Here is a 24,322-nt window from a genome sequence, read left to right as displayed (position 1 = left end):
CCTTACTTGACCTCCTCGACACAAATTTCCAATTCACCATTCGCCGCTTTATCCAAGATTTTTTTAGAAAGTTTGATTTTTTCCATTTCACCAGGTACGATGTAGCTTTTTTTCTGCTTCACTAAAACTTCGCCTTGTGATTTAATCAAAATCTGGCTTTCATCGAAGACTTGATTGACGCGGAAGAAAAGTTCTACCCTGCGAGCGACATTTTCATCACGGATCAATTGAGGGACGACATAGGTCACGTGATCACCATTTTTGACGGTAAAGCATCTGGATTGTTCATTTTCTTGACCTAAAATATAAGCGGCTGCGGCAGTTCCCGCTTTGATACTTTCCGCAGTTACGAAGTCGACTAAATCATGGACGTGAACTACATTGCCGCAGGCGAAAATACCAGGAGTCGAAGTCTCCATATTTTCGTAAACAAAAGGACCGCTAGTCTTAGTATCTAAGTTGAGCTTTGCATCGCGGCTCAATTCATTTTCCGGCAGCAAACCAACAGATAACAAAATCGTGTCGCAATCAAAAGTGCGCTCTGTTCCAGCAATCGGTTGCCGGTTGTCATCAACTTTTGAAACAACGACTTGCTCGACGCGATTTTTGCCGCGAATTTCAGTGATCGTGTGGGAAAGATACAAAGGAATATCAAAATCATCTAGGCATTGAACGATATTTCGCGTCAAGCCGCCAGAATAGGGCATTACTTCGATACAAGCCAATACTTCTGCCCCTTCTAAAGTCATTCGCCGCGCCATGATCAGACCAATATCACCTGAACCTAAAATAATGACTTTTTTGCCAACTAAATACCCCTCCATATTGACATAGCGCTGCGCTGTACCGGCTGTGTAGACACCAGCTGGTCGACTGCCGGCGATACCAATCGCACCGCGCGTTCGTTCACGACAGCCCATCGCAAAGACTAAAGCTTTAGCTTTTAGGATCTGATAGCCTTGGTCTTTATTAACGATGTGAACTTCTTTATCTTCAGTCACTTCTAATACCATCGTATCTAAGAGAACGGTGATCTCCGTTTTTTGAACCTGATCAATAAAACGTGCCGCATATTCAGGACCGGTCAATTCTTCTTTAAAATGATGCAGTCCAAACCCATTATGGATACATTGATTCAATATCCCACCCAATTTTTGGTCGCGTTCGATAATCAAAATATCTTTGATGCCGTTTTCATAAGCCGCGGTTGCAGCTGCTAATCCAGCGGGACCACCGCCGATCACAATTAAATCATGCATATTAACGTCCTCCTTTGGTAGCTTCGACTAAAACATAACTGTCTGCGCGATCTTGTAAAATATCTAGCGGCGAGCAATCCAGCTCATCGGCTAAAATGTCAACTACTCGCGGTCCGCAAAATCCGCCTTGGCAACGTCCCATGCCCGCATTGCATCTGCGTTTGATCCCATCGATAGAAACAGGAGGAATAGAGGATTGCACAGCTGTTCGAATCTCGCCTTCAGTGACAGTCTCACAGCGGCAAATAACTCTACCGTAAGTACTATTTTTAGCGATCACTTCATTTTTTTCTTTGAAACTTAGTTCTTGGAAAATAATTTTTTCTCGCGAATCGTTATGGAACTCTTTCTGTTTAAATTTTTTTCCTGCCACTTTTTCCAATAGCTCGATTGCGTATAGGGCGATCGCTGGAGCAGCCGTCAGACCAGGAGACTTGATCCCAGCTAAATCAATAAAGCCCGGAGCTGCTTCTTGTATGATAAAATCATCAGCAGTGCTGTTGGCACGAACGCCAGAAAAATTACGGATCGATTGCCGCAAATTAAGATCAGGCACTGATTTTTTCGCCAAATCAACGACCGTTTTTAATCCAGCAATCGTATTTCCCGTATCTTTTCCGCTGTCTAAATCAGTTCGCTTGATACTTTCTGAGTTCGGTCCAACGACTAAATTGCCATGAACAGTTGGACTGATCAAGACGCCTTTACCGCTGCTAGATGGGCATTGGAAAACAACGTGCTGAACGACGGTGCCTTCTGATTTATCTAACAAGTAATACTCGCCGCGATTTGGTTTGATTTCGAAATTTGGTTCAGCGATCAAGTTATGAATATCATCAGAGTGGACACCAGCGGCATTCATAATGTATTTTGTCTGATAGGTTGCTTTATTTGTCGTAACTTCGTAACCATCTGCTATTTGTTTGATCGCAATCACTCGATTATCCAAAGCAATCTCCACGTCGTTTTTTGCAGCGGTTTCTGCTAAGGCGAGGCAAAACTCCCATGGGTTTACGATCGCTGCAGTTGGAGCGTAAAGAGCACCGAGGGCTTTATGAGAAAGATTCGGTTCCTTTTTAAGCAGTGCTGCTTGATCGAGAATCTCTAATTCTTTCACACCATTTCTGACGCCGCGTTCATAAAGTGCTTGGATCAGTGTTAATTCTTCTGCTGAAAAAGCGACTACGAGTGAACCGATTTGATTATAATGGACCGAAAGTTTTTGACAGAGCACTTTTGCCCGTTCTGCACCTTCAACATTTAATTTTGCCATCAAAGTACCTGGTTCTGGGTCATAGCCGGCATGTAAAATGGCACTGTTGGCTCTAGTCGCGCCTAAGCTCACATCGTTTTCTGCTTCTAAGACTAACGTTTTTAATTGGTACTTGCTCAATTCATAGGCGGTCGCGGCACCGACGATTCCGCAACCGATTACAATTACATCATACATAAATTTTCCTCCTACGTATTTGAGTGAACAGTCACTCTGGATTTGTTTGGATTGCAGCAAAAAAGAGTATAGGAAACAAACGCCAATGTTTGTTGACGTTTGCGGCTATACTCTTTTATCTCTAGCAATTATTTAGTTAACTGTATTATAACACTTATAAAAAAGTTCAACAATCACTAAACAGCCCAAATTGAACTTTCGGTCGTCGAGACAGCAAGACTGCCAGCACCTAATGCGCCCATGATATCTTCCTTATCACGAATCAATCCACCAACGATTAATGGCTTTCTAGAGTGATTGACCAACTCTTTGATAATTTTTGGAGCAATGTTTGGGAGAACTTCAACTAAATCTGCTTCGGAATATTTTAGTTGACGATCGATGTTTTCTAGGGCAGAAGAATCTAGTAAAAAAAAACGTTGGATCGCTAATAAATGATGTCTTTTTGCTTGGTGAATAATGGTTGGTTTCGTCGAGATAATCCCGTCAAAAGAAGTGGTTTGTTTGATGTAGTCGATCGCTTTTTCATCAGAAGATAAACCTTTGACTAAATCGGCGTGTAAAATTGCGGCTTTCCCACTAGATTTGATTTTGTTGGATAGTTCAGTTAACTCCATAATATGTGACTGGAGAATAAAGATGACTTCTGCTTCTGAATTTACGGCAGCATCTAAATCGGTTTCATTTTTTGCCGCTGCGATTACCGGGGCAAGTTCTAGTTTTTGATACAATTCATGAAAATTCATCCAACATAACTCCTTCGACTTTCTCACTTTTTATTTTACCATGAGAAAAAAAGAAGGAAAAGGGCAGTTTCTAAGATCGAATTTCTAAAAGGGGTGATGAGATTAGTTAGTAGACATAAAATACCAAGTGTAAACTAAAATTAATTTTATTAAAAACTATTTATTCTAGAACAGATGAGGCAAACTTTTATGGAGCTTCTGAATAAGCTAAAAATTCTTCTTTCAATAAGTATTACAAGTGTTTTTTTGCGTTGCTTCTGCTATAGTTTAATTTAGAATTTAAGATGAAGGATGTTAAGCATGAGAAAAGGGATTTTGTTAGTAAATTTAGGAACACCCGAGGAACCGACACCGAAGGCCGTAAAAAGTTTTCTAGCTGAGTTTTTGTCTGATCGTCGAGTGATCCGGTGGCCGCGTGGGTTGTGGCTGCCAATCTTACACGGGATCGTATTGCAGATTCGCCCCAGAAAAACCGCGCGCACCTATCAAAAAATTTGGCGCGAAGAAGGTTCGCCGCTTTGGATCTATACTAAAAAGCAGGCAGTACTCTTACAAGCGCTTATGCCAGATACGATCGTTCGTTACGCGATGACTTATGGCAATCCAGGGGTCCAAGAAACACTTGCTGAGATGAAACAAGCAGGGATGACGGAATTGTGTGTTGTCCCATTATATCCACAGTATTCTGAAACTACTGTTGCGCCAATTTATGATCAGATCAGCCAAGTTTATCAAAAGGCGGCAGAGATTCCGCAGCTTAGAATTTCCAGTTCATTTTATGACCATGAGGGATACATTCAATTGCTGACAGATCAGATCAAGCAGCATCTGTCGGGTAAAACGTTTGATATGATCTTATTTTCTTATCACGGAATTCCCGTTTCGATAGTAGATCAGGGGGATCCTTACGAAGAACAGTGCCAGCTGACTACTCAGAAAGTCATGGAAAAATTAGGTGATTTTCCTTACGCGCATTCTTATCAATCAAAGTTCGGACCGGGACAGTGGTTGACACCGATGACTTCGGAGACTTTAAAGGCTTTTCCAAGTCAAAATGTTAAAAAAGTTTTAGTGATCACTCCAGGTTTTGTAGCGGACTGTTTGGAAACGATCGAAGAAATCGATGATGAAAATCGCGGGTATTTTATGGAAAACGGTGGAGAATATTTTGAATACGTGCATCCATTTAATGATTCACCAGAATTTACCAATATTTTGCACTCTATAATAGAAGAAATGTAAAAAAATCGATCGCCAAAAGTCAGTTCACTGATTGTTGACGGTCGATTCATTTTATTCAAGTTTTAAGCAATTAGTTAGGCGAAATAATTGATCCCCATAGCTTGTTTTACTTCAGTTAATGTTTTAGCAGCAACGGCTTGTGCTTGTTCGCTGCCTACTTTTAACAGTTGCATGATCGCTTCTGGATCTTTTGCAAATTCTTCGCGGCGGGCGCGGATCGGTCCGAACTCGGCTTCTAAGACATCGATTAAGTAGCGTTTGATTTTCACATCACCCAGACCGCCATGACGGTACTGTTCTTTTAGCTCAGCGATTTTTTCTTTGTCTGTTCCAAAAACATCTAAATAAGTGAAGACCATATTTCCTTCAACTTGACCCGGGTCTGCAACATGGATGTGATTTGGATCAGTATACATGCTCATGACTTTTTTTGCCAAGACATCGGCAGGGTCAGCTAAATAAATCCCATTTCCCAATGATTTGCTCATTTTTCCGTTGCCATCAATTCCTGGTAAGCGGCCTTGTCCTTTTTCCGGGAACACGCCTTTTGGTTCGACCAGGACTTCGCCATAAGTATGATTAAAACTTTGGACGATTTCTTGAGTTTGTTCTAGCATCGGTTTTTGGTCTTCACCGACAGGCACTAGGTTTGCTTTAAAAGCAGTAATATCAGCGGCTTGTGAAACAGGATAGATAAAGAAGCCTGTTGGTACGCTTTCGCCAAATTTTTTTTGTTCGATTTCTGATTTTACTGTTGGATTGCGGCGGACGCGACCCACGCTGACCAAATTCAAATAGTACATAGTCAGTTCAGCCAGTTCAGGAATTTGTGACTGGATAAATAAAGTAGAACGTTTTGGATCTAAACCTACCGCCAAATAGTCTAATGCGACTTGCAACACATTGGAGGAAACTTTTTCTGGATTTTTTGCGTTATCCGTTAAAGCCTGCATGTCCGCGATCATGATAAACAAATTATTTTCAGGATCTTTTTGCATCAGAACACGATTTTTCAAAGAACCAACATAATGGCCCAAGTGTAATTGACCCGTTGGGCGATCTCCAGTTAGTATGATATTTTTCATTAACTCACCTTTTCGTAAAAAATTCTTTCAATAGTCTCTTCAAATACTACCTTTTTTTTTCAGTCAAGACAACTCTTATTACTATTTTTGTTGAAAGAGTAACTAGTAAATATGTAAGGAAACGTTACATCGAAACAGAAGCAATTCAAATGTTTTTTTCTAACATCAGGTATTTTTCTTTACAAAGTAAAAATATTTAGCATATAATTAGACCCACATTGGAATAATTAGAGAATAATAAGGAAAAAAGAGGTGGTTAAACATGCCAATGGTGGAATTTAAGCATGTAGAAAAATACTATGGGAAGTTTCATGCCTTGAAAAATATTAACTTGACCTTCGAAAAAGGTGAGGTCGTTGTAGTCATCGGACCATCCGGCTCAGGGAAAAGTACAATGTTACGGTGTATCAATGGTCTGGAAGGAATTACCTCTGGACAACTCATGGTGAATGACAAAGACTTACATAGCAAAGATGTTAAGTTGAAAGATATTCGCAAAGATATCGGAATGGTCTTTCAACATTTTAATCTTTATCCTAATAAGACAGCGTTAGAAAATATTACGTTAGCACCAATCAAAGTTTTGAAACAATCATCTGAAGAAGCGATAAAAACTGCTGAGAAATTATTAAATCGCGTAGACATGTTAGATAAGAAGGATTCATATCCTTCAATGTTATCCGGAGGCCAGCAACAACGGATTGCCATCGCCCGTGGTTTAGCGATGAATCCCGACTTGCTGCTTTTTGATGAGCCGACTTCTGCGCTAGATCCAGAAATGATCGGTGATGTCTTGAATGTTATGAAAAAAATCGCCCGCGATGGCATGTCAATGATCGTCGTGACTCATGAGATGGGATTTGCGAAAGAAGTAGCGGATCGGATCATTTTCATGGCAAATGGGGAAGTGTTAGAAGACACACGAGATGTCAAAGGCTTCTTTGATAAACCGGAAGATGAGCGAGCACAGCAATTTGTCAGCAAAGTAATCAATCATTAGGAGGCGGCGTATGTCGAAGATAAAAAAAGTAGGCGCCCTTTTATTCTTGCCGCTGCTAGTTGTGATCGTACTGTCCGGCTGTAAAGGGAAAAGCGTCGCAAATGAAAATATCGCAAAACGTATCAAAGAAGAACCGACCATCGTATGGGGAGTAAAATATGATACGCGTCTATTCGGCATGATGGATATCAAAACACGGGAAGTTGAAGGTTTTGATATTGATATCGCCAAAGCGATCACTAAAGAAATTTTAGGAAAAGATGGCAAGGCTGAATTTACCGAAGTGACGTCAAAGACTCGGATTCCATTGTTGAAAAATGGAAATATCGATGCGATCATTGCAACGATGACGATCACTGAAGAGCGGAAAGAGCAAGTTGATTTTTCTGATATTTATTTTGATGCTGGGCAATCGCTGCTAGTTAAAAAAGGGAGTCCAATCAAAGATGTCAAAAGTTTGACTGCTGATGATACGGTCTTAGCCGTCAAAGGATCTACTTCAAGTATCAATATCCGCAAAAACGCGCCAGATGCAAAGATTCTTGAACTGGAAAATTATGCCGAAGCATTCACGGCATTGCAATCAGGCCAAGGTCAAGCGATGACAACAGATAACGCCATTTTGTTAGGAATGGCTTCAGAAAATAAAAATTATGAATTGGCAGGCGGTGCGTTTACAAACGAACCTTATGGGATTGCCATCAACAAAGGCCAAGACGACTTCTTGCAAGAGGTTAATGACGCATTGTCTAAAATGCATGACAACGGTACCTATGATGAAATTTTTGAAAAATGGTTCCCTAAAGATGCAGACGGCCGAGCAGAAAAGGGGGCACAGTTCTAATGACACAATTATTCCAAACTTTTTCAGCTGATTTTGTCAGCGGGTTCAAATATACGATCTATGCGAGTTTGCTAGCATTAGTTTTTAGTTTGATTATCGGAACATTGATGGCGATTTTGCAACTGTCCCACAATCGGGTCGTTCGTCATTTAGCGAAAGCATATGTGGCTTTCTTTCGTAATATCCCATTGCTGATTATCGTGATGTTTTTTTATGTCATAGCACCGATGTATTTCTATAGTTTTGACGGCTTTCAAGCTGGAACGATCGGTTTGATAATCTATACTTCTGCTTTTATTGCCGAAACGGTTCGTTCTGGGATCCAGACTGTACCGAAAGGGCAAATGGAAGCTGGTCTTTCTTCTGGCTTTACTTATGCTGAAACGATGCGCTACATTATTTTACCGCAAGCGTTTAAAATCGTTATCCCGCCGCTGGGAAATCAGTTTATCAATCTGATCAAAAATTCATCCATTTTGGCAATGGTCGCAGGTCTAGATTTGATGTACCAAGGAGACCTGATTGCCAGCACAACATTCAATACCTTTGATACTTATATTATTGTCGGATTATTCTATTTGATCTTAACACTGCCGCTGTCTTATCTAATGAATTATTTAGATAAACATTGGTCGAAAGCCTAAAAGGAAGGAGTAACAGAATATGAGTGAAGCTTTTTCATGGATGAATCTGCGTTTCCTTTTAGATGGGCTGTGGGTGACGATCCAAGTGTCGATTGTCTCAATCATTTTTAGTATGATTCTTGGCGGGATCGCAGGAACTGTCCGTTACAGCAACGTCCCGTTTCTTTCGCGAATCGTAGGAATCATTGTCGATATCATTCGAAACTTGCCGCTGTTGCTAATTATTTTCTTCACCTACTTTGCTTTGCCGCAAATTGGGATCAAGCTGAATATCTTTTGGGCAGCCGTTGCCGCATTGACGATTTTTGAATCCGCAATGCTGTCAGAAATATTCCGTGCCGGTTTGAATTCTGTGCCTAAAGGGCAAACAGAAGCGGGGATGTCTTCTGGTTTGACTTATGTTCAAACCTTGCTATTGATCATTATCCCGCAAGCATTCAAAGCGATGCTGCCAGCTATTTTAAGTCAGTTGATTTCTTTGATTAAAGACACTTCATTAGCAGTGATCATTTCTTTACCGGAACTGACGCATAACGCTAAAATCGTTTATGGACAAAATACTAATTATGTCATTCCGATGTTTATCGCGATGACCTTGATGTACTTTGTCGTTTGTTACTTACTATCGCTCGTCTCTAGCTTTTTGGAAACAAGCAAATATAACTATTAAAAAAGTGAGGACCTCTTCAAAGAGATCCTCACTTTTTAATAAGATCAAGCAAGAGGCAGTTAGGGAATCACTTTATTGAGACAATTTTCCTAAGTTCAGCTGCTAATCTTCTTTTTCATTTTCTGTTTCACGCTCGGTTTCTTTCATCGCAGGATCTTCATAGACAGCACCGGCTTGTGTCTTGCCTAGTTTTTCTAATATTCCAGGTTCGTGTTCAGCTGCTTGTTTCTTTTCTTCTGTTTCTTTTATTGCAGGATCCTGATTGCGATCACCGGCAGAAACTTTTCCTAAGTTTTCGTTCAGTTCTTTTTTATCCATTTTAATCCACCTCTCTTTCATTTAAGTGTAGCATTGATTATTATTCGTTCAAAAGAAAACGCTTTTTATCGATCGGGGTTCTAGGGCTTGAAAAATTTCATTAAAAAGTGGAAAATAAGGTGATACTTGGAACTAGATAGGGTGAGCATTTTGTCAAATGAAAGACCGATTGGATTTATTGACTCTGGTGTAGGCGGTTTGACTGTAGTCAAAGAAGCGCTGCGCCAGTTGCCAAATGAAGAAATTTTATATCTTGGAGACACGGCACGTTGTCCATACGGGCCGCGACCAGCTGAACAAATCATTGAGTTTACTTGGCAGATGACTCGTTTTTTATTGAAAAAAAATATTAAGATGCTCGTGATCGCTTGCAATACAGCGACTGCCGTAGCTTTAGAAGAAATCAAAAAAAATGTCGATATACCTGTGATCGGTGTTATTCAACCAGGCTCACGAGCAGCATTGAAGGCGAGTAATACAGGTCGTGTGGGGATCATCGGAACATTAGGGACGATTAAAAGCGACTCGTATCGGCATGAATTACATGAGAAGGCACCATACACATATGTGTCTAGTTTGGCTTGTCCGAAATTTGTGCCGATCGTTGAAAGCAATCAGTACAACAGCTCTGTTGCGAAAAAAATCGTTTCACAAACATTGTTGCCGCTCAAAAAAGAAAAACTGGATACATTGATCTTAGGCTGCACACATTATCCTTTGCTGCGTCCGGTTATTCAAAATGCGATCGGGCAGCAAGTGACTTTGATCGACTCTGGAGCAGAAACGGTCAGTGATGTCAGCACATTGTTAGATTATTTCAATCTAAATAATTATGAACAAACGGCTGTGAAAGCTAAAACGTTTTATACAACAGGATCACCAAAAATGTTTAAAGATATTGCGGGTGAATGGTTGAATATTACCGATTTAAATGTGGAACACATTGATTTAGGAGGAGAATAATTTTGCGACATGACGGAAGAGCGGTCCAACAAGTACGACCGATAAACATCGAGACCAATGTTTTTAAACATCCAGAAGGATCAGTTGTTGTCTCTTTTGGTGATACAAAAGTGATCTGTTCAGCGACTGTAGAAGATTCCGTACCGCCGTTTTTACGCGGCAACGGGACTGGCTGGGTAACGGCGGAATATAGTATGTTGCCAAGAGCCACGAATACGCGTAATCGCCGTGAGAGCGCTAAAGGAAAACTAACCGGCCGAACAATGGAAATCCAACGCTTAATCGGTCGTTCGCTGCGCGCTGTGATCGACCTAGAAAAACTAGGGGAGCGCAGCATCATCGTGGACTGTGATGTGATCCAGGCTGACGGCGGGACTAGGACAGCGAGTATAACGGGGGGATTTGTTGCTTTGCGCTTAGCGATCAACAAATTATTAGCTAGTGGCGAAATAGCAGAAGATCCAATCAACGAACATCTAGCTGCAATCAGCGTGGGCATCTTGCCTGATGGAACCGTTGTTACCGATTTAGATTACTTGGAAGATTCTTCGGCAGCAGTCGACATGAATTTGGTGATGACTGAATCTGGCCACTTTGTTGAGATACAAGGAACCGGTGAGGAAGCGACTTTTGATGATGGCGAATTGAATGCGTTGATCTTACATGGAAAAGCCGGGATCGAAGAATTGATCGCTTATCAAAAAGAAGCCCTTTTTACTACAATCGAAGTTGAAGAAAAAACAATCGTGATTGCAACGCGCAATCCTGGAAAAGCTAGGGAGTTTACAGCACTATTTTCAAAAGAAGGATATCAAATCAAAACACTATTAGATTACCCTGACTTGCCTGATGTTGAAGAAACTGGTAAAACTTTTGAAGAAAACGCCCGTTTAAAAGCCGAAACGATCGCTCAAATCTTGCAACAACCAGTTTTAGCAGATGATTCTGGTCTAGTTGTAGAGGCGTTAAATGGGATGCCCGGCATTTTTTCAGCGCGCTTTGCAGGCGAACGAAAAAGTGATGCAGCCAATAATGCGAAATTATTGCATGAATTGACAGAGGTTCCGGATGAGCAACGGACTGCGCATTTTCATTGTACGCTTGTTTTTGCAGCACCTAAAAAAGACAGTCTCGTAGTTGAAGCGGGCTGGGCGGGGCGGATCGGCCGCATTCCGCAAGGAGACAACGGTTTTGGGTATGATCCGTTGTTTATCGTACCTAGTTACGAAAAAACGGCTGCCGAATTGACAAATGAAGAAAAAAATCTTATCAGTCATCGCGCACTGGCGGTCAAAGAACTAGAAAAAGTTTGGAAAAATTGGTTGGAGGAAAACGAATGAAATATTTAGTTGTTAGTGATAACCACGGCGATCGGAATATCTTATCAGAAATCGTCAACCGCTATATGGGGCTGGTAGATCGAATGTTTCATTGCGGAGATTCAGAATTAGAAGCCAATGATGAATTGTGGAACCATTTCACGGTTGTCGCTGGAAACTGTGACTATGATCCTGATTACAAAGCAGAACAAATCATTACGATCGAAGATGATGTGATCTATCTGGTACATGGTCATCGTTCGAATGTTCGATTCGGACTCACAATGCTTTCCATTCGCGCGCAAGAAGTTGGCGCAAATATCGCTTTATTTGGACATATCCATCAGGCGGTAGCTGAATATGATAAGAATATCTTATTTGTGAACCCGGGAAGTATTTCTCAGCCTCGTGGTCCTGTACAAATTCCTAGTTATGCGATCATCGACAGCGAAAATAAAAGTTATCACGTTCAATTTTATAATCGGTCCCATCAACCGATCGAAGAATTAGTGGCGGATTTTGAACGTTAGTTCCTAATTTTTATTAAATATTCGAGTAAATAGCGCTTTCTTTTTGCTGATAAGGTAAAATGAAATGAGGATATTAGAATGGAGGCATCGTATGATTAGTCCCGCGATTGAACAATTAATGAGGGAACATGAAGATACCATGATGATCCCAGCAGAAAATGTTGCAAATGTGATAAAGGAGCATCCTTTAGAGCACGCTTTGCTGCTGTTGTCTCAAGCTGGTTATTCAACAATTCCGGTTTTAGATAGAGAAGATCATTTTGTTGGTTTATTGAGCTTGAATGATATTGTAAAAAGAATGTTGGGGATCAATGGTATTGATACATCCAATTTAGAAGAGCTGACAGTAGCAGACGTTATGAAGACGGATGTACCGGTGATGCGTTTAGATGCGGAGTTAGAAGACGTATTGCATTTACTAGTAGACGCGGCTTTCTTACCTGTGCTAGATAAAGACGGCGTGTTCCGTGGCATTATGACGCGCAGAGAGATCTTAAAAGCAGTGAATTATACCTTTCACACATTTGAACGAAAAAATCACGAGACAAAATTGATTTTTCATGCAAATTCATCTAGATAACGAAAAGAGATCCTAACAGGGTCTCTTTTTTTGACTATAGAAAAAATTTTGCTGGCTAGTCCTTGTTGGTAAAGGATCGCAATAAGCATAGTTAATTGACTTTAAATGAGCGTCATGCTATTTTTAGCAAGTGTTTAAATAAGAATCATTACGATTAAGCTCGATTAAATAAAAAAAGGAACAGGAGAAAATCTATGGCAAAAAAAGCAAAAATTATTAAAATGCAGAAGCAGCAAGCTTTGATCGAACGATATGCAGATCAACGCGCTACCTTAAAAGCTGCGGGAGACTACGAAAGCTTAGCAAAACTACCACGAGACTCAAATCCTAATCGGCTGAAACGCCGCGATCAAATCGATGGCCGGCCAAGAGGATATATGCGGAAATTTGGGATGTCGCGAATCAAGTTTCGTGAACTTGCTCATAAAGGTCAAATTCCCGGCATAAAAAAAGCCAGCTGGTAAAAACTGGCTCAATCCACAATATTCTTTTAAAAAATAAACCGAGCAGCAAAGATTAGACTGAAGATCTAATTTTTGCTGCTCGGTTTTTTATGGCTAACTTTCTTTAGAGAATGGATCTTTATTGTCCAAGTGAGATTGGATTATTTGGAATGGTGAAGTTGTTTTCATGCAAAATTTTTACATAAGCTGTCAAGAATTCTTCTTTCACCTTGTATTGTTTTCCATTAGTTACATACAAAATCGTTCGAATCGCATAGTTGCTATTTCCTAGGTCGACCATTCCGAAAAGTGTCGGACCATCAAAAATCTCATCTTTAAAGTCCGCAGCAAGTTTTTGATTGGTTTCATCGATCAAGCTGCTGATTTTATCATAGCCTTCGTCTGGCTGGATGCGCACGTCTACTTTGACTTGCATATGCGCTCGAGACAGATTGCTGATAGTAGTGATGTTTCGATTAGGAATGAAATGGACGGTTCCGTCAGCAGATTTCATTTGCAGCATTCGAATACCGACTGAAGTTACAGTTCCTTCGATTTGCAAATCGGTCAGTCGAATATAATCACCGACATCGATTTGTTGTTCCATGATAATGAAAAAACCAGTAATGATATCATTTGTAAAACCTTGCGCACCTAAACCAATGGCGATCCCGGCGATCCCAGCCCCGGCTAAAAGCGATCCTACTGGAATACCGATCGTATCTAAAATCGAATAAAGAAAGAAGAAGAACAGTGTATAAGAAAAAATATTCAAAGATAACGCATGGATTGTCTCGATCCTAGTCGCGTTGTTGGCCACTTTTTTCTTTTGCCGCTCAAAAGATTGATTGATCAAGAAACTTCCGATCTTACGAATCAGATAAAACAAAACTAAGACAGCTAAAAGTGTCAAACCTTTTTGGATCATGATCGAAAAGACGTGGTCCCAGTCGATCGACTGCCAATATTTTTGCCAAGCTGATAGTTGTTCCGTTGCTTGATCGACTACAGTTGTATCACTGGAATCTACTGTTTGTGTTGTAAGTAAAAACATAAGCCACTCCTATAGATTGATAGAGATAGTTTAACAATCTTTCCTGTTTCTGTCGATAAAAGACTTTAAAGTCATAATTTTCTTAAAATTGAAAAAATTCATGACAACAGCGAAAGAAAGTGATAGACTATCTTTTAAATAAGAAGGAGATGATAAAATGGTGAATATAAAATGGGAAGAATTAGGTTTTAATTATATCAAAACACCTTTCCGCTATATTTCTCATTGGAAAGACGGTCAATGGGATGAAGGGACGTTGACAGAGGAGAATACAATCACCATTAATGAAGGCTCTACTTGTCTCCATTACGGTCAAGAATGCTTTGAGGGGTTGAAAGCTTATCGTCGCAAAGATGGAGGAATCAACTTATTTAGACCCGATGAAAACTCAAAACGTTTGAATAAAAGTGCAGAACGTTTACAAATGCCGGAAGTTCCAGAAGATAAATTTATCGACGCGGTCAAGCAAGTTGTACGTGCGAATCAAGAATATGTACCGCCTTATGGGACAGGAGCAACCTTATATTTACGACCATATTTAATTGGAGTCGGTCCTAATATCGGCGTCTCACCAGCACCAGAATACTTATTCAGCGTCTTTTGCATGCCGGTCGGTCCATATTTCAAAGGTGGAATGACGCCAAGTAATTTTATTGTCTCAGAGTATGATCGGGCAGCACCTTATGGGACGGGTGCTGCTAAAGCAGGCGGAAATTATGCAGCAAGTCTATTGCCAGGACAAATTGCTCATGATCGAAACTTTTCCGACTGTATTTATTTGGATCCGGCAACACACAAAAAAATCGAAGAAGTCGGCTCAGCAAACTTTTTTGGGATCACACATGACAATCAATTTATTACACCTAAGTCACCGTCGATCTTGCCAAGTATCACAAAATATTCGTTATTGCATTTGGCAAAAGAACGATTCGGGATGGAAGCGATCGAAGGAGATGTCTACTTAGACGAGTTGGACAAATTTGCTGAAGCTGGGGCTTGTGGAACGGCTGCTGTCATTACACCAATTGCCGGAGTACAAATCAACGACGATTTCCATGTTTTTTACAGTGAGACTGAGACTGGCCCAGTTACCCAAAAATTATACGATGAACTCGTTGGGATTCAAGTTGGGGATGTAACAGGGCCCGAAGGCTGGATATTTGAAGTCTAATCGTTCGTTTAATAAATATTTTTCGCCGTTTTATTGAATAGTGATCCATTTTTAAATCTATTAAAAAAGCCGCTCGAATGAGCGGCTTTTTGCAGTGAATCGATAAAGAAGATTGGCTAAATAAAACTAACTCAAATGAACTCCTTTATCAACATAAATAATATCGCCGATGATACCAGTCGCTAAAGGGCTAAGCAAGAAGGCGCAAGAGTTCCCAACTTCTTCAATCGTGACACCGACTTTATCCGGTGTGCGTTCTTCAGATAAATTCAACAGTGATTGATAATCTTTCACGCCAGTTACCGCTAAGGTTTTGATTGCTCCAGCAGAAATAGCATTCACACGAATATTTTGCGGTGCCAATTCAGTCGCTAAGTAACGAACTTCAGCTTCTAGAGCAGCTTTAGCGATCCCCATCATATTGTAGTTAGGAATCGAGCGTTCTGAACCCATGTACGTCATCGTCACGATGCTGCCGCCGTCAGTCATTAGAGGCGCCGCATATCTAGACACTGCTAATAAAGAGTACGCGCTGATGTCTTGAGCCAATCGGAAACCGTCGCGAGTAATTGCCGTTACGTTGCCGGATAGTTCTTCTTTGTTGGCAAAAGCAATTGAATGGACTAAGCCGTCAATCGTACCGAATGTTTCTTTAATAGAAGCAAAAGCGGCCGCTATTTTTTCGTCGCTAGCTACATCGAGTTCTACCATCGAAGCATCTTCGCCGACTAATTTGATCAAGTTTTTTTTCATCCGATCATTTTGATACGTGTAAATAATCTCAGCGCCTTGAGCGGTGATAGCTTTCGCACATCCCCAAGCAATACTTTTTTTATTTGCTACGCCGGTTACGATAATTTTTTTCCCAGTTAAAATAGACATTAGATGACACACTCCTAAATAATATAAAATAATATGCTTTTATTATGTTGTAAAAAACTTTGATTGTCAAACTATTTTTTTATTATTATAATACACCTTGATTAAAACATTAGAATATGATAGTTTGATAATCAAATAAAATATCCGTCGAGGTGTAAAATGAAAAAAATTATGAATGTCGAAGAAATAATGGCAACGATCCCTAATCGTTTTCCGATTTATTATTTAGATGCAGTCACTGAATTTGAGGATGAGAAGCATATTACAGCAGTAAAGAATTTAACGATGAATGAAGATTTTTTCCAAGGCTATTTCCCGGAAGAACCGATGATGCCTGGAACATTAATCGTAGAAGCACTTGCACAAGCCGGTTCCTTGCTAATTTTGAAATCTGCGGCTTTTGAAGGAAAAACGGCGTATATCGGCGGCATCAATGACGCAAAATTTTTAGCTTTTGTGCGTCCAGGAGATACTTTGTTTTTGAATTTTGATATCCAAAAAATCAAAGGACCTGTCGGAACAGCCAAAGCATGGGCAACAGTCGAAGGACAGGTTGTCACAGAATGCACGTTTACGTTTATTGTCGGAGATAAAGAGCAGAAAAAATAATTCAACAAAAAAAGAATCAAAATCCCAGCTGAGATTTTGATTCTTTTTTCTATTTCTTCGGTTCTTGCAATACTTTGATCTCGGTAACTTTGACTGGATCTTTCGGAGTAGATTTTTCGCCGGAGCCGTTGTCTTCAACTTCACCGCTAGCGATTTGATCCACGATGTCTAAGCCTTCTGTTACTTGACCGAAGACGGTGTATTCACCATCAAGGTTAGGGGCGCCCCCATCTTTATAACGTTCGATGATTTTTTCTGGGTAATACTGAATCGGCAAGCCATCACTGACATCGTCTTTGTTTGTCACGATGAAAAATTGACTGCCGTTGCTGCTGCGAGATTCTGCTCGAGCCATCGAAAGCGCGCCGCGAATATTATAAAGTTGATTGGAATCTTCTGTTTTAAAGCCTTTTTCCCAAATACTTTCCCCACCAGTACCGTCGCCTTTAGGATCGCCACCTTGAATCATGAAATCTTGAATCACGCGGTGGAAGGTAGTGTCGTTATAGTAGCCGTCTTTTGCATGAGTCACAAAATTCTCAACTGCTTTTGGTGCTTGTTCAGGAAAGAGTTTGATTTTGATGCTTCCTTTTGTCGTAACAAGTTCAACTAAATATTCATCATCCGCAACTTCATCACTAAGTTGCGGAAGTGTTAATTTATTTAAATCCACACTGGATTCCGTTGTTTTGGTGCTGCTTTCCGTCGTTTCTTTGGTTGAATTATCCCCGCTGCAGGCAGCGAATAATCCGAGCGCTACCATTAAGCTTGCGCCGATCATCAATTTTTTGTAATGCATAATAGTCTCCTTTTAAACTTAGTGTCATCCTCATGATAACAAATTTTTAACAGTGTTCCTATGAAAAAAATTTGACTTTTTGTTTTGAGACCTATTAAAGAGAAACTACGAAGATCGGATAATGAGAGAAGGGTACCGTCTAACTGATTTTAGACAGTTCGCTATAAAGTTATTTCTGATTTGGAATTTTTAGACGAGACGACAAAAAAGAAGTTGCGACAAAATTCTTGTCACAACTTCTTTAGGATCGAGCTAGCTCTTACAAGTTAGCAAATTTTTCTAATAAACGAATCATTTGGCAAGTAAAACCGTATTCGTTGTCATACCAAGCAACTGTTTTAACTAATTGATAGTCGCCGGCTGAAGTAACTTCGGTTTGCGTAGGGTCAAAGATCGAACCTTGCGTCGTTCCGATAACGTCACCTGAAACAATTTCGCGATCATCATAACCAAATGATGGATTGTCAACGGTGTGTTTTTTGATCGCTTCGTTGACTTGATCAGCAGTTACTTTTGTTTTAAGGATTGAAACCAACTCAGTCAATGAGCCGTCTACAACGGGTACACGTTGAGCATGGCCTTGCAGTTTCCCCTGTAATTCTGGAATAACTAAACCGATTGCTTTGGCTGCGCCAGTTGAATGTGGGATCGTATTGTCAGCAGCAGAACGGGCAGCACGTAAATTACCGCCTTTAACTGGGCCATCTAACAACATTTGGGTTGACGTATACGCGTGAACGGTCGTCATCGTTCCAACTTCCACACCAAATTCTTTATTTAAGAAATAAGCCATTGGAGCTAAGCAGTTTGTTGTACAAGAACCAGCGGAAATAATTTTATCATTTGAATCTAAAGTATCATCGTTGACGTTGTAAACGATCGTTTTCATTTGTCCAGCAGGAGCTGAGATCACGACCCGTTCAACACCAGCATCTAAGTGCGCTTTTGCTTTTTCTTCTGAGGTGTAAAAACCAGTACATTCAAGGACGATATCGACCCCGTTTTCTTTAGCCCAAGGAATCTTGCTTGCATCTGGTTCAGCGTATACACGAGTTTTTTCGCCATCAACAACGATTGAATCTTCTGTTGCAGTAACGGTGCCGGGATAGGTGCCATGTGTTGAATCAAATTGCAATAATTGTGCCAACATTGTCGGACTAGTCAAGTCGTTGATTGCTACTACTTCAATATCGTCAGAGACTTCTTTAATCCGACGGAAAGCTAAACGACCAATACGTCCAAATCCGTTAATACCTACTTTTACTGTCATAACCAAAAGTTCCTCCTTTTTTATATCAGGCAAAGCTTGACGCCTTACATTTTTAATTGTGCAACGCTTCAATTTTTTTGTCAAAAGATATTACCTGAGAAACAATTATCAGCAAGTAAGTGTGTATCTAACAATTTTTTTATAAGCTTCCATCAATAAGAATGGACATTTTTGATTAATCTAGCTACAATATATGAGACTTTGTTTAGTGTGGAGATTCAGTAGTCAATAGAACAAAGAGATAAGGAGGACACTAAGATGTCCATGTTTTTAGATCAAGTAACAATCGATATCAAAGCCGGTAAAGGCGGAGATGGAATGGTAGCTTTTCGTCGCGAAAAGTATGTACCAGACGGCGGACCAGCCGGAGGCGACGGCGGACGCGGAGGCGATGTTGTTTTAGTAGTCGATGAAGGATTACGTACATTGATGGATTTTCGCTACAATCGCCACTTTAGAGCTACTCCTGGTGAAAATGGGATGAGCAAGGGAATGCACGGACGTGGTGCTGAAGATACCTATGTCAGCGTCCCTCCGGGTACAACTGTTCGTGATGCCGATACAGGCACTCTGATTGGAGATTTAATTGAAAATGGTCAAGAGTTGATCGTTGCACACGGCGGACGCGGCGGACGCGGGAATACCCGTTTTGCCTCACCGAGAAACCCAGCACCTGAATTAGCCGAAAATGGGGAGCCGGGTCAAGAGCGGAACATTGAATTGGAATTAAAAGTCTTAGCAGATGTTGGTTTAGTCGGTTTTCCATCTGTTGGGAAATCAACCATTCTTTCAGTAATTTCTTCTGCCCGTCCTAAAATCGGAGCGTATCACTTCACTACATTAGTTCCTAATTTAGGAATGGTAACGACGAGTGATGGCAGGAGTTTTGCGGCAGCCGATCTGCCTGGTTTGATCGAAGGCGCTTCTCAAGGTGTCGGTTTAGGTACCCAATTTTTGCGGCACATCGAACGCACACGGGTTATTCTTCACGTGATCGATATGAGTGGAATGGAAGGACGCGATCCTTACGAGGATTATCAAGCGATCAATAAAGAATTAGGTTCGCATAACTTACGCTTATTAGAACGTCCGCAAATTATCGTTGCTAACAAAATGGATATGCCAAATGCCGAGGAGAATTTGAAAAAATTCAAAGAAGCATTGCAAAAGGATAAAGAAGACGAGTTTGCTGACGACATTCCAGTTTTTGCAATCTCAGCGATCACAAAACAAGGCTTGGATAATCTTTTGAACGCAGCTGCGGACTTATTAGATGTAACGCCGGAATTCTTATTATATGATGAAGAAATCGAAGAAGACACAGTCAACTACGGCTTCCAATCAAACGAACCAGAATTTACGATTACTCGAGAACCTGATGCTACTTGGGTACTTGGCGGAGAAAAATTAGAGAAACTCTTCAAAATGACAAATTTCGATCACGACGAAACGGTTATGCGCTTTGCGCGGCAACTTCGCTCTATGGGAGTCGATGAAGCGTTACGCGCTCGCGGGGCCAAAGACGGCGATCTTGTTCGAATCGATAAGTTTGAATTTGAATTTGTTGACTAAAAATAATTGATTTAATGAGGCTGTGACAAAATTTTTTGTCATAGCTTCTTTTTTTATACTAAAAATGTCTATTCAATTATTAAATTTTTTAATAGAAATTTTTTGAGGGAAAATCTTAAGTGATAATAGATGAATGAGAAACGGTGTTATTTTATTGTTAGCAGCATCTGTTTTTTTATGCCTAATCAATGGTAACTAGCTAACTACCTATTTTTCGAGACACGAACGTATTTTAGAAGATAGAAAGCAACATAAATAAAATCAAGCTTAAAAGTCCTTCAATAAGCGGAAAAATAATCAAAGTAGCGGGAATAAATATATTTTGTTAATAAAAACTGCTGAAAGATTATATATGTTATATGTCCTAAAACCACCTAAATAATTGAGAAAATGTTTTTTTAAAATGATAATTGAGTTCTTTTAGTTAGAAAAAGTTTTTTAAACCCAATAAATTTAGCGATATTTCTAATTTGACTTACTGAATTATAAGCTTTTTGGTAGCGCCAGAAGGAATCTCAGTGTAAACTTACATTATGTTAAAAAATGAATATATTATTAATTAATAAAACTTTCCAAGAATACTCGTTGGAAATTTATTCTTAATAATAAAAAGGGGAATAATTTGATGCAAGTATTGATTTTGACACATAATATTTTAGTTGAACGACCATTGGTTGAAAAATTACAACGTTTAAATATTGAAGTTTTAAGTTCTGAAAAATTATTAACGATGCTTCAGGCAAAGCAAGTACCATTGGAAGTCATGAGCTTTTTCAATGTTTTGATCGCTAGCGAAACGATTTCTGACCAAGAATTGACAATTATTTTGGAAGAAGTCGGTGAAAATTTCACTATTCTTCGTCAAACAGATCAAATGCCTTCAAAAGAAGAAAAAACAGAGTGGGAAGCACGCGGTGTGGATGAATGGCTGCTTGAAGAGGAGTCGCTTAGTGGATTACGGGAAAAACTTGCTGAGCGAACATTGAAAGAATCCAGCTATTCAATCAGTTTTGGAACGACACAGCAAGCAGAAAATGTGCAGGAAAAACGTCCAATTCCATTATGGAATCTAACTCGTTCTGAACGGGAGATGTTGAGTACGTTGATTTCAACTAAAGAAGCACCAATCAGTCGAAATGATCTAGCAATAAAAATTTGGGGGGACAGTGATTCGGCCAGTCATATGACACGTTTATCTACGATCATCAAACATTTGCGGAACAAACTGAAGATCGATGGTGTAGAATATGATGTCATTCGCACAAATTGGGGCGAGGGTTATCAGTTATCGAAAGTATTCTTTGATCACTATGTTGTAGATGATCGAATTATGGAAGAAATAAAAACCGGGAATTAATTCCCGGTTTTTATCGTATATTTAGACGATTATTTAGACGATCGAAGCAGCAAACTCGTTCTATTTTCAAAAACGGCTATTTATTGCTACACTAAGGTTAATAGAAAAAGGGAGTGAATTTCAATGGAAAAACGTGTGATAATCATGAACTTTGATGTAGAGTCAAAAGCCTATGAAGCATTTTCAAAGGCAAAACGCTTGCATCTGAGCAAAGCTTTCAAGGGTGAACAAATGGCTATCGTTCATCATTCAGATGATGGGGAACATAAATTTGAAATTGAAGATTTTTTAGATTTTACTGGCAGCAATAAAAGTTCAGCTGGTGGGTTGATCGGCATGTTAGTCGGGATCCTTGGAGGACCAATCGGGATCTTATTAGGTTGGTTCACCGGCGGAATGATCGGCGCAACTCAAGATGCAAAGGAAGTTCGGGATGCGACCGGTGTTTTTGAATTCTTGATTGATAAAATCGGCGAAGGTGACACTGCATTATTGCTAATTGCTGAGGAAGAAGACAATCGACCTTTGAATCAGCTGATCATGATGGAATTAGGCGGAGAAATCACTCGTCTTGACTATGAAGAAGTAGAAGCTGACGTGAAGAAGACTCAGGAAATCGCAAAATCCTCTCAAGAAACAGACAAAGACAATTCAAAAGAGGAATAAAAATTTCTTTATTTAGATTGCACTGAACAAGACTTTCTTCTAGAATAAAATTAATTTGATAGAAAGTCAGGAGAATTATGGAATTAGAATTTTTAGGAACGGGTGCAGGGGTACCGGCAAAGCATCGAAACGTCAGTGGTCTCGCACTAAAATTGTTAGATGAACGTAATGCAATTTGGCTGTTTGATTGCGGTGAAGGAACCCAGATGCAAATTTTACGAACAACGATTAGACCTCGTAAAATCGAGAAAATTTTTATTTCTCATTTACATGGTGATCATATCTTCGGCTTGCCCGGTTTATTGAGCAGCCGTTCTTTCCAAGGGGGAGAAGAGCCAGTTGAAATATATGGCCCTGCCGGACTGGAAAAATATGTGCGCACGTCATTACAGGTGACTAAAACACATCTAGCTTATCCGCTGCAATTTATCGAATTAAGTGAAGGTGTCATATTTAAAGATAAACAGTTTACAGTGGAGTGCATGCTGTTGGATCACGGTGTCGACAGTTATGGATTTCGAGTAAGTGAAGCAGACCATGAAGGGATGCTGCAAGTGGACAAACTAGCGGTATTAGGCATACCTGCCGGACCAATCTACGGGAAAATAAAACAAGGTCAAAAAGTTACGCTGTCAGATGGACGAGTAATCGACGGAAAAGACTTTGTAGGCACCAGTAAAAAAGGTCGAGTAGTGACGATCTTTGGAGATACTCGCTTTATGAACAAGTCTAGTCAATTTGCGAAAGACAGCGACGTGATCGTCCATGAAAGTACTTTTAATAAAAACGAAGCAAAACTTGCGCGGGCGTATTTCCATACTACAACGCAGCAAGCCGCGTTGATCGCAAAAGAGGCGAAGGCGAAAAAACTGATGCTGACACATATCTCAGCGAGGTATTTAGCCAAAGAAGCGAAAGAATTGGAAGAAGAAGCCAAAGAAATCTTTCCGAATACACAAGTTGCCAAAGATTTTGATAGTATCGATATTCCATTTTCATAAAAAGAGCAAATAACTTTTTGAAAAAAGATACGTTTTATAGAAAGAGGGAGATTCAATGGATTTAACAGATAAAGTAGTCGTCGTGACTGGCAGTTCTGCCGGTTTAGGCGAACAAATTTGTTATGAAGCTGCTAAACGCGGAGCAATCGTGGTAACTTGTGCTCGCCGAATCAACCTGATCGGCCAAGTAAAAGAACGCTGCAGCGAGTTGAGCGGTAAAGCAGCCTTTGCCTTCCAGTTAGACATTGCTGATCCAGATAGCGTGGAATCAGTGATTGAAAAAATCGCGGATGAAGTCGGTGAAGTAGATGTTTTAGTAAACAATGCCGGTTTTGGTTTGTTTGATGATTTCGTCTCGTTTGATTTAGCAGTCGCCAAGAAAATGTTTGATGTGAACGTTTTGGGGATGATGTATTTCACACAAAAAATCGCGATCTCGATGGTCGATAATCAACAAGGGCATATCTTTAACGTAGCATCAATGGCTGGGAAAATGGCCACGCCGAAATCGACGGTTTATTCTGCGACAAAATTTGCAGTCCTTGGTTTTTCAAATGCGCTGCGGCTTGAATTGCGGCCAGCCAATGTCTATGTAACAACGATCAATCCAGGACCAATCGCTACGGAATTCTTTGACAAAGCCGATCCAAGCGGCAGTTATCTGGAAAATTTAGGCGGAATCGTTTTAGATCCGCAAAAATTAGCGAAAACGATCGTCAATAAAATGGGGAGACCCACTCGTGAGATCAATCGACCAATCATTATGGAAGGTGCCAGCCGCTTTTATGGATTGTTCCCGCATATTGGAGACTTTTTAGCTGGCGGACTATTCAATAGAAAGTAGGAAA

26 protein-coding genes are annotated in these 24,322 nt (G+C 40.2%); 17 read left to right on the top strand and 9 right to left on the bottom strand.

Going from position 1 to position 24,322, the window contains the following annotated elements; translation table 11 throughout:
- Positions 1-2: 2 nt before the first annotated feature.
- From FFM63_RS01350 to FFM63_RS01340, 3 genes are all read right to left on the bottom strand, one after another.
- Positions 3-1,259, bottom strand: a complete 1,257-nt coding sequence (locus FFM63_RS01350; protein ID WP_137608548.1) for an NAD(P)/FAD-dependent oxidoreductase — start codon at positions 1,257-1,259, stop codon at positions 3-5.
- A gap of 1 nt (position 1,260) precedes the next feature.
- Positions 1,261-2,709 (bottom strand): NAD(P)/FAD-dependent oxidoreductase, encoded by a 1,449-nt coding sequence (locus FFM63_RS01345; protein WP_137608547.1) that lies wholly within the window; start codon positions 2,707-2,709, stop codon positions 1,261-1,263.
- Between the two features lie 176 nt (positions 2,710-2,885).
- The gene (locus FFM63_RS01340; RefSeq protein WP_137608546.1) at positions 2,886-3,455 is read right to left on the bottom strand and encodes a glycerol-3-phosphate responsive antiterminator; all 570 of its coding nucleotides are present in this window, start codon (positions 3,453-3,455) and stop codon (positions 2,886-2,888) included.
- A 300-nt stretch (positions 3,456-3,755) separates the two neighbouring features.
- Between FFM63_RS01340 and hemH the strand changes: the two genes are divergently transcribed.
- Positions 3,756-4,697, top strand: a complete 942-nt coding sequence (gene hemH, locus FFM63_RS01335; RefSeq protein WP_137608545.1) for a ferrochelatase — start codon at positions 3,756-3,758, stop codon at positions 4,695-4,697.
- Between the two features lie 74 nt (positions 4,698-4,771).
- On the opposite strand, the gene trpS is transcribed toward hemH, so the two are convergent.
- Complete coding sequence (gene trpS, locus FFM63_RS01330; RefSeq protein WP_137608544.1) at positions 4,772-5,782, bottom strand: tryptophan--tRNA ligase; 1,011 nt, start codon at positions 5,780-5,782, stop codon at positions 4,772-4,774.
- A gap of 262 nt (positions 5,783-6,044) precedes the next feature.
- Here trpS and FFM63_RS01325 point away from each other — a divergent pair, with 262 nt between their 5' ends.
- The 4 genes from FFM63_RS01325 to FFM63_RS01310 are packed head-to-tail and all read left to right on the top strand — an operon-like array spanning position 6,045 to position 8,940.
- Positions 6,045-6,782 (top strand): amino acid ABC transporter ATP-binding protein, encoded by a 738-nt coding sequence (locus FFM63_RS01325; RefSeq protein WP_137608543.1) that lies wholly within the window; start codon positions 6,045-6,047, stop codon positions 6,780-6,782.
- Between the two features lie 10 nt (positions 6,783-6,792).
- Positions 6,793-7,626 (top strand): transporter substrate-binding domain-containing protein, encoded by an 834-nt coding sequence (locus FFM63_RS01320; RefSeq protein WP_137608542.1) that lies wholly within the window; start codon positions 6,793-6,795, stop codon positions 7,624-7,626.
- A complete protein-coding gene (locus FFM63_RS01315; RefSeq protein ID WP_137608541.1) occupies positions 7,626-8,270 on the top strand; it encodes an amino acid ABC transporter permease in 645 nt (214 codons plus the stop codon). The genes FFM63_RS01320 and FFM63_RS01315 overlap by 1 nt, the downstream gene beginning before the upstream one ends.
- A gap of 19 nt (positions 8,271-8,289) precedes the next feature.
- Positions 8,290-8,940, top strand: a complete 651-nt coding sequence (locus FFM63_RS01310; RefSeq protein WP_137608540.1) for an amino acid ABC transporter permease — start codon at positions 8,290-8,292, stop codon at positions 8,938-8,940.
- 102 nt (positions 8,941-9,042) lie between these two features.
- Here the strand turns inward: FFM63_RS01310 and FFM63_RS01305 are convergent, their stop codons facing one another.
- Positions 9,043-9,258: a hypothetical protein gene (locus FFM63_RS01305; RefSeq protein ID WP_137608539.1), complete on the bottom strand. Its 216-nt coding sequence runs from the start codon at positions 9,256-9,258 to the stop codon at positions 9,043-9,045.
- Positions 9,259-9,408: 150 nt separating this feature from the next.
- Here FFM63_RS01305 and racE point away from each other — a divergent pair, with 150 nt between their 5' ends.
- From racE to rpsN, 5 genes are all read left to right on the top strand, one after another.
- Positions 9,409-10,221, top strand: coding sequence for a glutamate racemase (gene racE / locus FFM63_RS01300; RefSeq protein WP_137608538.1), 813 nt, complete (start codon positions 9,409-9,411; stop codon positions 10,219-10,221).
- Entirely contained in the window at positions 10,221-11,561 is a 1,341-nt protein-coding gene (gene rph / locus FFM63_RS01295) for a ribonuclease PH (protein ID WP_137608537.1), read from the top strand. Before racE ends, rph begins: the two co-directional genes overlap by 1 nt.
- Positions 11,558-12,070 carry a metallophosphoesterase gene (locus FFM63_RS01290; RefSeq protein ID WP_137608536.1) on the top strand — a complete coding sequence of 171 codons (513 nt, stop codon included), beginning with the start codon at positions 11,558-11,560 and terminating at the stop codon, positions 12,068-12,070. Before rph ends, FFM63_RS01290 begins: the two co-directional genes overlap by 4 nt.
- 91 nt (positions 12,071-12,161) lie before the next feature.
- A complete protein-coding gene (gene cbpB / locus FFM63_RS01285) occupies positions 12,162-12,650 on the top strand; it encodes a cyclic-di-AMP-binding protein CbpB (RefSeq protein ID WP_137608535.1) in 489 nt (162 codons plus the stop codon).
- 194 nt (positions 12,651-12,844) lie between these two features.
- Positions 12,845-13,114: a 30S ribosomal protein S14 gene (gene rpsN / locus FFM63_RS01280; RefSeq protein WP_137608534.1), complete on the top strand. Its 270-nt coding sequence runs from the start codon at positions 12,845-12,847 to the stop codon at positions 13,112-13,114.
- A 118-nt stretch (positions 13,115-13,232) separates the two neighbouring features.
- Here rpsN and FFM63_RS01275 read toward each other — a convergent pair whose 3' ends face one another.
- Entirely contained in the window at positions 13,233-14,147 is a 915-nt protein-coding gene (locus tag FFM63_RS01275) for a mechanosensitive ion channel family protein (protein ID WP_137608533.1), read from the bottom strand.
- A 157-nt stretch (positions 14,148-14,304) separates the two neighbouring features.
- On the opposite strand from FFM63_RS01275, the gene FFM63_RS01270 reads away from it, so the two are divergent.
- A complete protein-coding gene (locus tag FFM63_RS01270) occupies positions 14,305-15,318 on the top strand; it encodes a branched-chain amino acid aminotransferase (protein WP_137608532.1) in 1,014 nt (337 codons plus the stop codon).
- Positions 15,319-15,444: 126 nt separating this feature from the next.
- On the opposite strand, the gene fabI is transcribed toward FFM63_RS01270, so the two are convergent.
- Positions 15,445-16,200 carry an enoyl-ACP reductase FabI gene (fabI, locus tag FFM63_RS01265; RefSeq protein ID WP_137608531.1) on the bottom strand — a complete coding sequence of 252 codons (756 nt, stop codon included), beginning with the start codon at positions 16,198-16,200 and terminating at the stop codon, positions 15,445-15,447.
- Between the two features lie 159 nt (positions 16,201-16,359).
- Here fabI and fabZ point away from each other — a divergent pair, with 159 nt between their 5' ends.
- Positions 16,360-16,809, top strand: a complete 450-nt coding sequence (fabZ, locus tag FFM63_RS01260) for a 3-hydroxyacyl-ACP dehydratase FabZ (RefSeq protein ID WP_137608530.1) — start codon at positions 16,360-16,362, stop codon at positions 16,807-16,809.
- A 49-nt stretch (positions 16,810-16,858) separates the two neighbouring features.
- Here the strand turns inward: fabZ and FFM63_RS01255 are convergent, their stop codons facing one another.
- Together FFM63_RS01255 and gap are read right to left on the bottom strand one after the other, a co-directional pair.
- Positions 16,859-17,608: a peptidylprolyl isomerase gene (locus FFM63_RS01255; protein ID WP_137608529.1), complete on the bottom strand. Its 750-nt coding sequence runs from the start codon at positions 17,606-17,608 to the stop codon at positions 16,859-16,861.
- Positions 17,609-17,867: 259 nt separating this feature from the next.
- The gene (gap, locus tag FFM63_RS01250) at positions 17,868-18,878 is read right to left on the bottom strand and encodes a type I glyceraldehyde-3-phosphate dehydrogenase (RefSeq protein WP_137608528.1); all 1,011 of its coding nucleotides are present in this window, start codon (positions 18,876-18,878) and stop codon (positions 17,868-17,870) included.
- Between the two features lie 258 nt (positions 18,879-19,136).
- On the opposite strand from gap, the gene obgE reads away from it, so the two are divergent.
- From obgE to FFM63_RS01225, 5 genes are all read left to right on the top strand, one after another.
- Positions 19,137-20,450, top strand: a complete 1,314-nt coding sequence (gene obgE, locus FFM63_RS01245; RefSeq protein ID WP_137608527.1) for a GTPase ObgE — start codon at positions 19,137-19,139, stop codon at positions 20,448-20,450.
- Between the two features lie 625 nt (positions 20,451-21,075).
- Positions 21,076-21,807 carry a winged helix-turn-helix domain-containing protein gene (locus FFM63_RS01240; RefSeq protein WP_137608526.1) on the top strand — a complete coding sequence of 244 codons (732 nt, stop codon included), beginning with the start codon at positions 21,076-21,078 and terminating at the stop codon, positions 21,805-21,807.
- 123 nt (positions 21,808-21,930) lie between these two features.
- On the top strand, positions 21,931-22,473 hold the full coding sequence (locus FFM63_RS01235) for a DUF456 domain-containing protein (protein ID WP_137608525.1): 543 nt from the start codon (positions 21,931-21,933) through the stop codon (positions 22,471-22,473).
- 77 nt (positions 22,474-22,550) lie between these two features.
- Complete coding sequence (gene rnz, locus FFM63_RS01230) at positions 22,551-23,474, top strand: ribonuclease Z (protein ID WP_137608524.1); 924 nt, start codon at positions 22,551-22,553, stop codon at positions 23,472-23,474.
- Positions 23,475-23,529: 55 nt separating this feature from the next.
- Positions 23,530-24,318: an SDR family NAD(P)-dependent oxidoreductase gene (locus tag FFM63_RS01225; protein ID WP_137608523.1), complete on the top strand. Its 789-nt coding sequence runs from the start codon at positions 23,530-23,532 to the stop codon at positions 24,316-24,318.
- The last annotated feature ends 4 nt before the right edge of the window (positions 24,319-24,322 follow it).

It is taken from the genome of Enterococcus pingfangensis (genome assembly GCF_005405205.1).
GTDB lineage: Bacteria > Bacillota > Bacilli > Lactobacillales > Enterococcaceae > Enterococcus_A > Enterococcus_A pingfangensis.
Note: the sequence above shows the minus strand (reverse complement) of the source record. Positions and strands in the feature narration are given on the sequence as shown.